Below are 14,519 nucleotides of genomic sequence, written 5' to 3'. Positions count from 1 at the left end.
CGCTGAGTCCCCTGTCTCAGTTAGCCAGGTGACGCCAGTTGGGCTCCCGCGTCAGCCAGTCGGGCCCGGCCTGTTCAAAGGCATGGGCCCAACGCAGCAGCGCCAGATCCTGGCGATGCGGGGCGATCACCTGGATGCCCATGGCACGTCCTCGAGCATCAAAACCTGCAGGCAGGTTGATCACCGGACAACCCGACAGTGACCCAGCGATGACCACTTCCATCCAGCGGTGATAGGTGTCCATGGTGTGTCCTGCGATTTGGGGTGGCCATGGGGTCTCCACATCAAACGCAAAGACCTGAGCGCTTGGCAGGACCAGGGCGTCATACTGCTGGAAGAGTTCAAGCAGACGAGCGTGCCAGGCGCTTCGCGCCACATTGGCACGATGAACATCCAGCGCCGACCGCTGCATACCCTGTTCGATTTCCCACTGCGCCTCTGGCTTCAATGCGTCTCGCCGCGACACGTCCTGCCACACTTCGGAAAGGCTTCCGGCGATGGCCCATTGGCGCAATACCAGCCAGCTTTGCCACAGTCGCGCAGGGTCGAAGCCCGGGTCCAGGGCCTCGACCCGGGCACCCAGATCCTCGAATACCGCCAATGCCCCCTGGCACACCTCCAGCACCCCCTGTTCCATCGCCAGATGTCCCTGCCAGTCGCCCAGCCAGCCGATTCTCAGGCCCTTGATCGCATCTTCTTGGGCGAGTGGGCCTGCCAGTGACGCCGGATCATCTTGCAATGACAAAGGCGCACTGGGGTGTGCCCCCGCCTGGGTCGCCAGCAAGCGGGCCACATCCTCGACGGTTCTCCCCATCGGGCCCTCGGTCGCCAACTGGTGGCCGAATATCTCTGGACCCGGTCCATGGGGCACCCGCCCAAAGGAAGGGCGCAAGCCAAACAGGTTGTGATAGGCCGCAGGGTTGCGCAGCGAACCCATCATGTCGCTGCCGTCCGCCACCGGCAGCATTCGCATGGCCAGCGCCGCCGCGGCACCGCCACTGGATCCCCCCGCACACAAGCGAGGATCATAGGCGTTTCGCGTGGCGCCAAAGACCTGGTTGTAGGTGTGGGAGCCAAGGCCGAATTCCGGCGTATTGGTCTTGCCGATAAAGATGGCCCCGGCTCGACGCATGCGCTCGACCATGATGCCGTCCTGTTCGGGCACCTGACCGGCAAACAAGGGGGATCCCATCGAGGTCGGCATATCCCGGGTGGCCGAGAGGTCCTTGATCGCCTGGGGGATGCCATGCAACCAACCGCGAGAACGCCCTGCCGCCAGCTCACGATCGCACTCGCCGGCTTCGTCCATCAGCAGGTCAGGATCGCGCCGGGACACGATGGCATTGACCACCGGATTGGCGGCATCTATGTGCGCAAGATATGCGGCCATGACGTCTTTACAGCTCAGCTCCTTGGCATGCAGTTGCCGCGAAAGCTCGCTGGCGGACAGTGACAGCAGTGCATCCTGGTGCATGGACCCTTGATCGCTTGGCATGCCTTCATCCTTGTCTTGTTGGACCTTGTGCAGGACCTTGTATTGGACGTCTGGTGGAAAGCCATGGGACTGTGACATGGCTTTCCGAGCCTACCCGAACCGGCCCTACACCAGCCAGAGCAAACACGCCGCGTTGATGATGAAGACCACGAACATCAGCAGGATGGTGTAGCCCATCACCTGACCGGCCTTGAGCCCTGTCACCCCCAGAATGGGCAGCAGCCAGAAGGGCTGTGCAAGATTGGTCAGCTGATCCCCCATCATCACCGACATGACGGCAAGATGGGCCGGCAGGCCAAGTTGCAGCGCCGCCGCTGTAGCGATCGGCCCCTGCACAGCCCACTGCCCGCCACCGGAGGGCACGGCAAAGTTGACCAGTGCAGCGCTGATCATGCTGTACAGCGGAAAGGTGTCTGGCGTCGAGATGCTGACAAACCAGTCTGCAATCATGCTGAACAGACCACTACCGGCCATCAGCCCCAGGATGCCGGCGTAGAAGGGGAACTGCAGGATGATGCCACCTGCGGCAGACGACGCCCGCATGATGGCTCGGGAGTAGTTGCCCAGCGAGCCATGCATCAGCAGACCCAGCATCAGAAAGCCAAAGTTCAGCACATTGAGATCCAGCCCCAGCAACCCCTCCGCCAGGATGTAGCGCACCACGAAGAACAGACCGCCCAAGGCGATGGCCCAGCACAATATGCGGCTGCGGTTCACTCGGTTGGCGGGCAGGCGCCGCTCCTCGTCGGTGAGCGGCTCTTCCACGCTGTCATCATCATCCTGGCCCGCGTAGACCACGGTCGTGGTGGGCGATGGATGCAACAGTGCCAGCAGCAGCGGCGTGACCACCACCGTCAGCAGCACAAAGATCAGGTTGTAGGGTTGGAAGATCGTCTCGGAGAGGGGGATCAGGCCGATGCTGGATTCCAGAAAGTGTCCTGGCGTATTGACCAGCAGGGCACCCGAACTTGTCAGCCCGGTCTGAGAAATGACCCCACCTCCGTAGGCAGCCGCAGCGAGCAGAGGAAAGTGCACCGCCAGGCCATTGTCGCGGGCGTAGCGCGCCACCTCTCTGGCAAGAAAGGCACTGACGATCAGACCGACCCCCCAGTGCAGGAAAGACAAAATGCTGCCCGCCAGGGCGGTCACCACAATTGCGCCCGTGCGTGAACGGGGCAGCGAGGCCACCCAGCGTAGCGCCCGCTGCATTGACGGTGCGGTGGCCAGGCCAAAGCCGGTGACCACGATCAAGACCATTTGCATGGCAAAGGTCAGCAGGCGCCAGAAACCGCCGTACCACTGGTCGATCAGCTCCACAGGACCATGCGGAGTGAACGCCAGCGCAGCGCCGAACACCATCAGCGTGAGGATTACCGCCAGGGCGAAGGGATCGGGAATCCAGCGGATACCGAAGGAAGCAGCGCCATCACCCAGGCGCTGCATGAATGACGAGAAGGATCGGCCAGAGCCAGAGGGTTTTGCCACGGACCGCTGTGGAGTCGACATGTTGGTAGCCTCTTGAATGCCACACTTGTTGTTGTGACGGCGACCAGCATGGCCCGGAGCCCGGGCCCGACCTACCAGGCCAGGACACGTGATGACACACAGGGCCATGCAGACGCCGAGGAAAGATCCGCCAGCGCCTTCCGACCCGTGAAATACCAGAAGCCCCTGCGTTATATACATCAGTAGGGCAGCGCATGATTCCAGGTCAACGTGTCATGACCGATAGCGCAGATAACGTAAGCTTTAGATTAGAATTCTTCCATACAACGCCAGACACGGCACAGCCCCTGCGCCTCAGTGTCCTCCGTGCAGGGTGGCTAGCGCCTGTCGCCAACCGGGGTACACGTCACGATAGCGCCTCACACCCTCCGGGTCCGGCACGCAGCGCGTGGTCTCATCCAACTGAATCAGCGACTGGCAGAGGCTGTCGAGTTCGCCCTCGCCGTTGCACCAGGCCGCCTGTATGGCACCACCTAGCGCCGCGGCGTCAGTGACGCTTGGACACACCACTTCTGCCTGGGTGACGTCCGCTACCATCTGACGCCAGGCGGGGCTGTGGGCGCCGCCCCCGATCAGGCGAATCTGACTGGCCTGATCGGCCAATGGGCCCAGCAGGTCAAGCCCGTAGCGCAAACAGAAGGTCGCGCCCTCGACCACCGCACGACATAGATGCGCAGGCGAGGTATTGCGGCTGTTCAATCCCAGAAAGGAAGCGCTCGCCTCTGGCAGCGCGGGTACCCGCTCGCCGTTGAAGAACGGCAACACCGTCACACCGTCGGCGCCTATCGGTGCCGACTGGATCGCCTGATTGAAGCCGGCGAGGTCGAGGCCGAATAGCTCCCGTACACGATTGGTCGCCGAGGTGGTATTCATGGTGCACACCAGCGGCAGCCAGCCATCGTGGCTGGCGCAGAAGTTGGCAACCATGGCGGATTCGGCCTTTACCGGCTGCGCAGAATGGGCACATACCGTGCCCGAGGTGCCGAGACTCATGGTGACCATGCCGGGCGCAATGTTGCCGGTACCGATGGCCCCCAGCATGTTGTCCCCGCCACCGCTGGCAACGATGACGCCTTCGCGTAAGCCCAGCTCTCGCGCCAGGGCGGGCCGCACCTGCCCGGCAACCTCGCGGGAGTCGAGCAACCGCGGCAGCACCCGCTCAGGGTCGAGCTCCGGTGCGATCAGCGACCATACATCGGGGCGCCAGTGTCGCGCGCGAGTATCGAAGTAGCCGGTGCCCGAGGCGTCCCCTGCCTCGGCCACCCGCTCTCCGGTCAGCCAATAGTTGAGATAGTCGTGGGGCAACAGCACGCTGGCGACCCGAGCATACACCTCGGGATGCTGGCGGCGCAGCCAGGCGATCTTGGAGGCGGTATAGCCGGTCTGCAGCACCAGTCCCAGACGCTCGAGACAGCCTTGTTCCCCCCCCAGGGCATGGATCAGCGCGTCATTTTCCCTGTGGGTTTCGGTATCACACCAGAGCTTGGCGGGATACAGCACCTGGCCCCTTTCATCCAGCGCCACCATGCCATGCTGCTGACCGGAAATCCCGATCGCCCGCACCGAGGCAGCCGTCACGCCAGCGCGATCAAGCGCCTGGTGAAACGCCCCTCGAAACGCTTCCGTCCAATCTTCTGGCCACTGCTCACGCCGCCCATTGGCCCCTTCGTCGAGTCGGTGAGGTCGGCTGGCTTCACCAAAGCATGCTCCCCTTTCCAGGTCCACCACCACCACTTTGGTGCTCTGCGTGCCGCAATCCACACCGAGATACATGGGCTGTCTCCTTATCTCGTCGCTTGTCTCGTCGCTTGTCTCATACCTGGCTCCGGGCCTCGTCAGCGGCCAATGCCTCAAGGGTGGCGCGTGCCCCCTGCTGCTGCAAGCGCTTGAGCGCTTCGACATAGGCGTCGACGAAGCGTGGGGCCTCCGCCAGACTGCCAAACAGCTCTCTGTTCTCGATAAAGGCCGTGGGCCGCGCGTGTTGAGAGACGGCAATCGGTGTCAGCTGGTCCTTGAGACGATCGACAACGGCGATAGGCTGTCCCTGCTCATCCACACCCTCGGCATAGCGCGCCCAGCTTGCCACCACCGTGGCCGAGCGCTTCAGCGCGCCACCCTGTTCCAACTGGCGGCGTATCACCGGCACCAGCCACTTGGGAATGCGGTCAGAGCTTTCGGCACACAGCCGTGCCAAGGTGTCCTTGATCTCGGGATTGGCAAAGCGCTCGATCAAGGTATGTCGGTACTGGTCCAGGTCGACGCCAGGCACTTCCGGCAGCGTAGGGCTGCCTTCGTCTTTCATATAGCCCAGCAGGAACTCGACGAACAGCGGGTCCTGGCACACCTCGTGGGCATACCGATAGCCCGCCAGGTAGCCCAGATAGCACATGGCCTGATGACTGGCGTTGAGCAGCCGTAGCTTCATCAGCTCATAAGGCTCCACATCCTCGACCACCTGCACTCCCACGTCATCCAGGGCCGGGCGCCCCATCGCGAAATGATCTTCCAGCACCCACTGGGTGAACGGCTCGCAGATGACGGGCCAGGCATCCTCGAGATCAAAGCGCTGATGCAGTTCCTCTATATCCGCCGGGGTGGTCACGGGCGTGATCCGGTCCACCATCGAGTTGGGAAACGGTACCTGCGCTTCAAGGTACTGTCCCAGCTGCGGATCTCGCGCGTGGGCGAAGGCGCCGAACATCCGCCTGGCCACATCGCCATTGCCGGGAATATTGTCACAGGACATCACCGTAAAGGGGGCAAGGCCACGATCCCGGCGACGCTCGATCGCCGCGACCACCAGGCCAAAGCTGCTGCGAGGCGCGATCGGATGTTCCAGGTCATGGAGCACATCGGCCGTTTCCAGATCAAACTCTCCGGTGATCGGATGAACGTTGTAGCCTCCCTCTGTGACCGTCAGCGACACAATGCGGATAGCAGGGTCTGCCAGCATCTCGATAACGCCTTCGGGGTCATCCGGCGCGTATCGGTAGTCGATGATCGAGCCAATGACACGCGGTTCGAGCACCCCGTTCGGGTGCTTTACCACCAGGGTGTACAGGTAGTCCTGGCTGGCCAGAGCCTCCTGCATGCGACGGTCACCCGGCATCACGCCAATGCCGACAATGCCCCAGTCGTGGGCCTGTCCTGCTTCCATCAAGCGATCCAGATACATGGCCTGGTGGGCGCGATGAAAGCCCCCTACCCCGATGTGCGCCATCCCGGGTGTCAGCGCCGTGCGCCGGTACGATGGCACCGACACGTGCGGATCGAGATGAGCCAGTGTCGCATTGGAAAGTCGTGTCATGATGGCTCTCCGCCAGTGTTGCAGTAAGAAAACGTTGCGCCACGCCAATCTGATCAGACGTGCAGGCGATGGATGCAGATATGCCCCGGGAAAGGAGCCGCGCCGCCGTCGACGACGAGGGTCAGTGCCAGTAAAGATCGGCGCGCCGCGATCGGGTCTTGATCAAACGCGCGTTGAGCATGTCCTTGTCTCGCGCCTTGGCAATGGCGCCGGAGGGATCCTGGCCCATGCCGATCCAGCGTTCGATCAGGCGCCTCTCCAGCTCGCTGTCATCGACTTCAAGAAACAGGCTGAAGTCGAAGAAGTCCTGCAACGCCTGCCATGGACCATGATCCAGCAGCAGATAGTTGCCTTCGACAATCAGTAGACGGTGATGGGGCGTGATGACCCTTGCGCCAGCACGCGCCAGATCGAGAGGACGATCGAACACGGGCACTGCCACCGGGCGGTCGGCTCGCTTCAGCCGCGTCAGGTCATGACGCAATCCCTCCACGTCAAAGGTCTCTGGTGCTCCCTTCAACGCCAGCAACCCCATGGGCTCGAGCACGGCGTTGTCGTAGTGGTAGCCATCCATGGGCACCACCTCGGCGATGCCCGGCAGACGCTCATTGAGCTGTCGGGCGAGCCAGGCGGATCGAAACGACTTGCCCGCGCCGGGAGGGCCTGCCAACGCCACGATGAAACGGTCCTTGCCGTCACTGCGCGCCAGCAGTTCGTCCGCGATGGACGCTATGGTAGGGGTCATCGTTTACCTCCCGAGAGCCAGCGGCTCAACTCATCCAATTGCCGCCGTCGACATTGAGTGTCTGGGCGACGATGTAGTCACTCTCACGACTGGCGAGGAACACCGCCGCGCCCACGTGATCCTCCGGGCGTCCCATCCTGCCGTAGGGTACCGACTCCCCCACCAGTCGCTTCTTCTCTCCTTGAGGCCGTCCTTCGTAGCGCGCAAACAGCGCGTCTACCTCATCCCACATGGGGGTATCCACCACTCCCGGCGCGATGCCATTGACGCGAATCCCGTGACGGATCAGGTCGAGCGCGCAGGACTGGGTCAGACTGATGACGGCTGCCTTGGTCGCGCAATAGGTGCTCACCAGCGGCTCACCGCGACGGCCCGCCTGGGACGCCATATTGATGATGGCACCTCGGCGTTCGTCCTCCACCATCGCTCGCGCCACCGCCTGCAGGGTGAAGAAGATCCCTTTCACGTTGACGGCAAATTGACGGTCAAAGTCAGCCTCGGTGACATCCAACACCGGCGCCATGCCAAATACCGCCGCGTTATTGACCAGCACATCAATGCCGCCGAAGCGCTGCCGCACACCCTGCACCATGGCGTCGATCGAAGCCCGGTCACGCACATCCAGCACCACCCCCATTCCCCGCTCGGGGGCAACGCCTTCCAGCGCCTGGTCAATCGCCCGCTGGTCGATATCGGCAATGACCACTGTGGCGCCTTCCTCAGCATAGCGCTGTGCGATCGCCAGACCGATGCCACGTGCACCGCCGGTGATGACCGCTACCTTGTCCTTGAGCTGGCCGTTCATCATGCTCGTTGCTCCTGCTGTTGGCGCCAGATGCCCCACAAGCCAGGCAGCTGGTCCATGTGGGTCATCACCTTCCAGACTCCCAGGTGCTCCAGGCGCTCGGCATGGCCTGGCGCGAGGTGGCTGGCGCCGACGAAACCAATGACCGTCATCCCCGCCGCGCGTGCGGCGGTTGCCCCCGCCAGGGAGTCCTCGACCACCAGGCAGGCCTCAGGGGCCACGCCCAGGGTCGCCGCGGCGAGCTGATAAACGGCAGGATCTGGCTTGGGCCGTGCGACCTGTTCCGCACAGAAGATCGGGGCCTGAGCCAACAGCTGATCCAGCCCGGTGTGGGCCAGCGAGGCTTCCACCCGCTGGCGCCGACTGTTGGAGACCACGGCCTTGGCCTGTGGGATGACCGCCAGGGCCTGGGCTACGCCATCCACCGCCTGAAGCTGCTCGGCCAGCCGCGCTTCGATCTCATCATCCAGCCGCTCGAGCGCCCTTGAGGGCAATTGGTGAGTGCTGAGTGACTCCAGGGACGCCAATATCGCCTCGGTGGTCTGCCCCAAGGCCGCGTTCAGGGCGGCCTCGATATCCAGATCCGGCAGCCAGCTGCTCAGCCGCTCGGCCAGGGTCGCCTCGGCGATGACTTCGCTATCCACCAGCACTCCATCACAATCGAATATCAGCATCATGCAGCGGCTCCTCACGCGTCAGCGGTACTGGCAGCGCGGTTATCCTGACGGGTCAGCGAGGCCAGCGGGTGGCGTTCCAGGCCGGCAAGCGCCAGCCCCTGCTCATCGAACAGGTGGGCTCGGGACGGTGCGAAACCGAAGCGAATCCGATCACCCACGCGGTGGCCGACATCGCCGTCCACCATCAGCGTCAGCAGTTCGCCATCCATCTCCACGTACAGCGACGTCTGGCCGCCCAGGCGTTCGATAACGCTGACCCTGGCCGCCAGCGGACCCTGGTCATCCAGCATCAGATGCTCAGGGCGGATGCCCAGCTCGAGTGCCTGCCCCGCGGTGATGGCGTCGCCTTCCACGGGTACCTTGACGCTCTCCCCCCCCGGTACTGCGACCGTCACTCCCTGGGCATCCGAGGAGCGAGCCTCGACCTTGAGGAAATTCATCTTGGGCGAACCGATGAAACCCGCCACAAAGCGATTGCGCGGATGGTGATACAGCTCCATCGGGGATCCCACCTGTTCGACCTCGCCGCCTTGCAGGACCACAATCTTGTCGGCCATGGTCATGGCCTCGATCTGGTCATGGGTCACGTAGATCATGGTCGCCTTGAGCTCTTCGTGAAGGCGCGCCAGCTCAATACGCATCTGCACACGCAGCGCCGCATCCAGATTGGATAGCGGCTCGTCGAACAGAAAGATGCTGGGATTGCGGACGATGGCGCGGCCGATGGCGACCCGCTGGCGCTGGCCGCCGGACAGCGCCTTGGGCTTGCGCTCCAGCAGCGGCTCAAGCTGCAGAATCTTTGCCGCCTCAAGGACTTTCTGGCGACGCTCCTGCTGTGACACGCCAGCCAGCTTGAGGCTGAAGCCCATATTGTCTTCCACCGTCATATGGGGGTAGAGCGCATAACTCTGGAACACCATGGCCAGCCCACGCTCTGCCGGGCCAAGCTCGTTGACCCGCTGGTCATCGATCACGATGTCGCCGCCGCTGGTGCTCTCGAGTCCCGCGATCATGCGCAACAGCGTCGACTTGCCACAGCCCGAAGGGCCGACAAAAACCACAAATTCCTGATCCTTGACCACCAGGTCGACGCCCTTGATGACGTGGGTATCGCCGAAGCTCTTGGTGACCTGATGGAGGTTGAGTGTCGCCATCTTGTTATCCTCGTTGTTCCGTTCGGGGCGTCACGACGCCACCGCAAAAAACTGATATCGCATCGAGTCGTTGCCACCGCGACTACTTGACCGCACCAAAGGTGAGGCCGCGCACCATCTGCTTTTGCGTCAACCACCCAAAGATCAGAATCGGCGCGATGGCCATGGTCGAGGCCGCCGACAGCTTGGCCCAGAACAGGCCCTCGGGACTGGAGAACGACGCGATGTAGGCGGTCAGCGGCGCCGCCTGGGAGGTGGTGAGATTGAGGCTCCAGAACGCTTCGTTCCAGCTCAGGATGACCGACAGCAGGCCGGTGGAAGCGATTCCCGGCAGCGTCAGCGGCAGCAGCAGATACCAGACCTCCTGAAGGGTGCCTGCGCCGTCCATACGGCCTGCCTCGAGAATGTCCTTGGGCAGATCCTTGAAGAAGGTGTAAAGCATCCACACCACGATCGGCAGATTCATCAAGGTGTAGACGATGGTCAGGCCAAGGCGGGTATCCAGCAGGCCGATATCACGAAACAGCAGGTAGATAGGCACCAGCACACCGACCGACGGCAGCATCTTGGTCGACAGCATCCAGAGCAGCGTGCCCTTGGTTCGCTTGGTCGGCAGAAACGCCATGGCGTAGGCAGAAGGAATCGCGATCAGCAGTGCCAGCAAGGTCGAACCGAACGACACCACCACGCTGTTCCAGGCAAACTTGATGTAGTCGGCACGCTCCTGAACCTCGACGTAGCTGTCCAGGGTCGGCGTGAAGATCAGACTGGGGTCGGCAATTGCCTCGGCCTCGGTCTTGAAGCCGGTAAGGATCATCCAGAAGATCGGAAAGAAGATCGTCAGGGCCACACCCCAGCCCAGCAGGGTAATACCCAGCTTGCGCCAGCGCTGGGCGCGTTGCGCGGCGGCGCCCCGCTCGGCAGCGGCCGGGGCCGAGCGAATGGCCGAGGCAGTGGAGGGAGACGTGGTCATGGCAGGCTCCTCATGAACGTAGGGTGGTCGGACAGGCGCAGAAGGCGCTACTGTTCGAGATTCTTGGCGACCATTCGCACCAGAAAGATGGCAACGATATTGGCCAGAATGATGGCGATAACCCCACCGGCTGACGCGGTCCCCACATCGAAGTCGAGCAGCGCCCGGATATAGATGAGATACGCCAGGTTAGTGGTCGCCAGCCCCGGTCCCCCGGACGTGGTCACAAAGATCTCGGCGAAGATGGTCAGCAGGAAGATCATCTCGATCATCACGACCACGCTGATCGCGCGCTTCAGGTGAGGCAGGGTGATGTAGAAGAAGATGGCCAGGGGCCCCGCGCCGTCCATGCGCGCCGCCTCGACCTGATCGTCATCCAGTGATTGCATGGCGGTCAGCAGTATCAGCAGGGCGAAGGGCAGCCACTGCCACGACACAATGATGATGATGGAGGTCAGCGGCAGGCTGGAAAACCAGTCCAGGGCCGGCAGTCCCAGGCTTTCCGCCAACCAGGCCAGCACGCCGTTGGCGGGGTGCATCATCATGTTCTTCCACACCAGCGCGCTGACCGTCGGCATCACGAAGAACGGCGAGATGGCCAGCACCCGGGCAATGCCTCGTCCTAAAAACTCCTGCTGGAACAGCACCGCCAGCAAGGTGCCGCCGACCACGGTGATGACCAGCACCCATCCCACCAGCAGCAGCGTCGTTCCCATCGCCGACCACAGCGCCGGATCTGTCAGCAGGTATTCGTAGTTTTCGACGCCGGCAAAGCCGGTCATGCCGGGCATCAGCAGGTTATAGCGCTGAAACGAGAACCAGATGGTCATCGCCAGCGGCACTATCATCCACAGCAACAGCAGAGTGACAGCCGGGACCTGCAGCGACAGGGTTCTCAAGCCCCCGACGGTACGTCCGGAAGTTCGATTCTTGTTCATAAGGGTCATGCCTGCTCGAGCCCCGGGACGGCGTCCCGGGTGGAAAGGCCAAGGGCCAGCCGAACGGCCGGCCCGCGTGCATGTATCAGTCGGTGTAACCCGCTCGTGCCATGGTGCGCTCCGTTGCACGCTGCGCTGCCGCCAGCGCCTGTTCGACGCTGGTATCGCCGGTCAACGCCGAGGCCACCATCTGGCCGACCTGCGTGCCGATGGCCTGGAACTCAGGGATGCCGACAAACTGGACCCCGACATAGGGATTGGGCTCGAGGCTCGAGTCCAGGGGGTCGGCATTGCGGATCGCGTCGACCACGAAGCTGGCGAAAGGCGCGGCCTCGACATAGCTGGGATGGTCGTAGGTAGACTGGCGGGTACCAGGAGGCACGCTGGTCCAGCCTTCACGCTCGCCAACCAGTGCCACGTACTCCTGGGAGGTCGCCCAGGTCACGAAGGTGCGTGCCGCTTCCTTGGCATCGGAGGAGGTAGGAATCGCCAGCGCCCAGGACCACAGCCAGTGGGATCCCTTGGGCGTTTCGGCCACTGGCGCCGGGGCGAAGCCGAGCTCACCGGCCACCTCGGACTCCTCTGGGTTGAACAGCTTGCCCGCGGCCGACGTGGCATCGACCCACATGGCGCAGTTGCCGCGCGAAAACAGGGCCAGATTCTCGTTGAATCCATTCGAGCTGGCTCCAGCAGGGCCGTAGTTGTCGAGCAGATCCACGTAGAACGACACAGCCTCCTGCCAGGCCGGGCTATCGATCTGTGCCTGCCAGTCCATATCGAACCAGCGACCGCCAAAGGTATTGATCATGGTCGAGACGAACGCCATGTTCTCACCCCAGCCAGGCTTGCCACGCAGGCAGATGCCCGCGACATCGTTGTCTGGGTCGTGGAGCTGCTCGGCCCAGTCCCGCACTTGCGTCCAGGTGGGCTGCTCGACCATGTCGATACCTGCCTCGGCAAACAGATCCTTGCGGAAGTACAGCATAGAACTCTCTGCATAGAACGGCACCGCGTACAGCGTGCCGTCATGGCTCAGGCCATCACGCACCGGTCCCAGCAGGTCATCGACCTGGTAGTCGGCGGGCAGGTCGTTCAGTGGCTCGAGCCAGCCACGCTCGGCCCATATCGGGGCTTCATAACTGCCAATGGTCATGACATCGAACTGACCACCCTGGGTCGCAATATCCGTTGTCATGCGCTGGCGTAACACGTTCTCTTCCAGCACCACCCAATCGAGGGTGATATCAGGATGTGCCTTTTCAAATTCTTCGGTCAGGCTCTGCATGATCACCATGTCGTTATTGTTGACGGTGGCAACAGTGATGGTATCGGCCTGGGCGGCACCGACGCTTACGGCGAGGGCGCTGCCCGACAGGCATGCCAGCGCGGACAGATAGCGGATGGGAGAGTGAAGGGGATAACGGATGGGATAGCGGCTAGCGTAGGGCTGAGAATGACGCTGCTTCATGACGTACTCCTGTTATTGGCCCCTGCGGGGCTTGTTGTTGTGTGATCAGAGCCACCAGGGGTTAGCGGCGGAATCGCGGCAGCCATTGGCTCAGTACCGCAGGTAACGCGCATCGGGTTCGCTGCTGCGCTGCACGTGCCCGTTCTGATGAAACACATCCACTTCTGACCAACTCACCTGCTTCCGATCAACCAATAGGCTTGTGATCAACCCTTCAGCGTGTGGTCCATGGAACCCGCGTGGAATCCTTACGCTGAATTCTGATCAATCAAATCAAGCAATGATCAAATGATCGAACAGGACACCAGAAAACGCAAAGCGCAGACCCTTAGACTTTAGCGGTAGGCCTGATCGCTTTGCGCTGTTTGCCGGGCAAACCCCGTGGCAGCGTCCACAGAATAATGCGCCCTACTCAAAGGTTTACGGTGCAACGGCGGGAAGCCCCATCAGGGCGATGACAGCGGGGACATGACTGGGGTGACCAAGAGAGGGTCAGGAGGCTAACCGATCCACGATATAGCGAGCGGCCTGGTCGTCGGTAATCAGACTCGACAACCAGCCTCCTCGCAGAGCCGCCAGGATGGCCGCCCCCTTGTCGCGTCCGCCAGCCACCGCCACCAGTGACTGATGCTGCAATGTCTGCAGGGGCAGGCTGGTGACCCGCCTGCTGGTGGAGCAGTCGATCAGGACACCATTGGCGTCCATCGGCCAGCCAACCAGCTCACCCACCGCATCGAGCGCCAGCAGCTCCTCGAGCTCGATTTCGCTGATGAAGTGGTCCTGAAACAGCGTGGCCTGACGGTCAATGCGCCCTACCCCGACAAACGCCACACAGGCTTGGCTTGCCACCTCACCGATGGCGCGAAACAGCGGCTGAGCGGCCAGAGCACGCTTTTCTTCGACGCTGCTGGCCACCACCGGGGTCGGTAGTAGAAAACGTTCGCCGCCGGTTTTGTCCGCCGCCACCATCACGCCGTCATAGCGGTTGGAGGAACCATCGCGAGCCACGTTGCCGACCAGCGAGACAAAGCGATGCTGAGGACGCTCGATGCGGCTCAATGCTTCCACCATGGCGCGAATCGAGCGCCCTGAGCCTAGTGACAGCGTCTGCGGCTCGCTTCGCTCGATAATGCGGGACAGACGCTCGGCGCCGGCTACCGCGAGATAGGGGGCACTGTCAGTCGTGCCTGCGGCCACCGGCACGACGTCACAGTAGGCGAGCGCAAAGCGCTCGCGGATCGCCTGGGACAGGGCTGTGCAATGGGCGACCGGATGATCGATGTGGACCTTGACCAGGCCTTCCTGCCGGGCCAACGCCAGCAGACGCTGAACCCCAGGACGAGATACGCCAAGCTGCGCCGCAATTTCATCTTGGGTCTGACCACCGACATACGACAACCAGGCGGCCCTGGCAGCCTGATCCAGCTTGACCTCGAACTTGTCCACACGCC

Annotated in this window: 12 protein-coding genes; all 12 read right to left on the bottom strand. The window is 62.6% G+C overall.

The annotated features are described in order from the left end of the window. Positions 1-16 precede the first annotated feature (16 nt). Positions 17-1,495, bottom strand: coding sequence for an amidase (locus KUW18_RS06880; protein ID WP_222561074.1), 1,479 nt, complete (start codon positions 1,493-1,495; stop codon positions 17-19). Positions 1,496-1,600: 105 nt separating this feature from the next. Further along, positions 1,601-3,001 (bottom strand): short-chain fatty acid transporter, encoded by a 1,401-nt coding sequence (locus KUW18_RS06875; RefSeq protein WP_222561073.1) that lies wholly within the window; start codon positions 2,999-3,001, stop codon positions 1,601-1,603. 294 nt (positions 3,002-3,295) lie between these two features. Beyond that, positions 3,296-4,774, bottom strand: a complete 1,479-nt coding sequence (gene xylB, locus KUW18_RS06870) for a xylulokinase (RefSeq protein ID WP_222561072.1) — start codon at positions 4,772-4,774, stop codon at positions 3,296-3,298. Between the two features lie 40 nt (positions 4,775-4,814). Continuing rightward, positions 4,815-6,308, bottom strand: coding sequence for a mannitol dehydrogenase family protein (locus KUW18_RS06865; protein ID WP_222561071.1), 1,494 nt, complete (start codon positions 6,306-6,308; stop codon positions 4,815-4,817). A gap of 121 nt (positions 6,309-6,429) precedes the next feature. Continuing rightward, positions 6,430-7,053, bottom strand: coding sequence for a nucleoside triphosphate hydrolase (locus tag KUW18_RS06860; RefSeq protein WP_222162544.1), 624 nt, complete (start codon positions 7,051-7,053; stop codon positions 6,430-6,432). Between the two features lie 25 nt (positions 7,054-7,078). Further along, positions 7,079-7,861: an L-iditol 2-dehydrogenase gene (locus KUW18_RS06855; RefSeq protein WP_315900652.1), complete on the bottom strand. Its 783-nt coding sequence runs from the start codon at positions 7,859-7,861 to the stop codon at positions 7,079-7,081. Beyond that, the gene (locus tag KUW18_RS06850) at positions 7,858-8,535 is read right to left on the bottom strand and encodes an HAD family hydrolase (protein WP_222162543.1); all 678 of its coding nucleotides are present in this window, start codon (positions 8,533-8,535) and stop codon (positions 7,858-7,860) included. The genes KUW18_RS06855 and KUW18_RS06850 overlap by 4 nt, the downstream gene beginning before the upstream one ends. 11 nt (positions 8,536-8,546) lie before the next feature. Continuing rightward, positions 8,547-9,689, bottom strand: a complete 1,143-nt coding sequence (locus KUW18_RS06845) for an ABC transporter ATP-binding protein (RefSeq protein ID WP_222561070.1) — start codon at positions 9,687-9,689, stop codon at positions 8,547-8,549. An 82-nt stretch (positions 9,690-9,771) separates the two neighbouring features. Continuing rightward, positions 9,772-10,662 (bottom strand): carbohydrate ABC transporter permease, encoded by an 891-nt coding sequence (locus KUW18_RS06840; RefSeq protein ID WP_206941745.1) that lies wholly within the window; start codon positions 10,660-10,662, stop codon positions 9,772-9,774. A 47-nt stretch (positions 10,663-10,709) separates the two neighbouring features. Continuing rightward, the gene (locus KUW18_RS06835) at positions 10,710-11,600 is read right to left on the bottom strand and encodes a carbohydrate ABC transporter permease (protein ID WP_222561069.1); all 891 of its coding nucleotides are present in this window, start codon (positions 11,598-11,600) and stop codon (positions 10,710-10,712) included. An 85-nt stretch (positions 11,601-11,685) separates the two neighbouring features. Continuing rightward, positions 11,686-13,026, bottom strand: coding sequence for an ABC transporter substrate-binding protein (locus KUW18_RS06830; protein WP_409995827.1), 1,341 nt, complete (start codon positions 13,024-13,026; stop codon positions 11,686-11,688). A gap of 534 nt (positions 13,027-13,560) precedes the next feature. Next, the gene (locus KUW18_RS06825) at positions 13,561-14,514 is read right to left on the bottom strand and encodes a sugar-binding transcriptional regulator (RefSeq protein ID WP_222237776.1); all 954 of its coding nucleotides are present in this window, start codon (positions 14,512-14,514) and stop codon (positions 13,561-13,563) included. Positions 14,515-14,519: the final 5 nt, after the last annotated feature.

The organism is Halomonas sp. DP5Y7-2, assembly GCF_019802025.1.
Lineage (GTDB): Bacteria > Pseudomonadota > Gammaproteobacteria > Pseudomonadales > Halomonadaceae > Halomonas > Halomonas litopenaei_A.
Note: the sequence above shows the minus strand (reverse complement) of the source record. Positions and strands in the feature narration are given on the sequence as shown.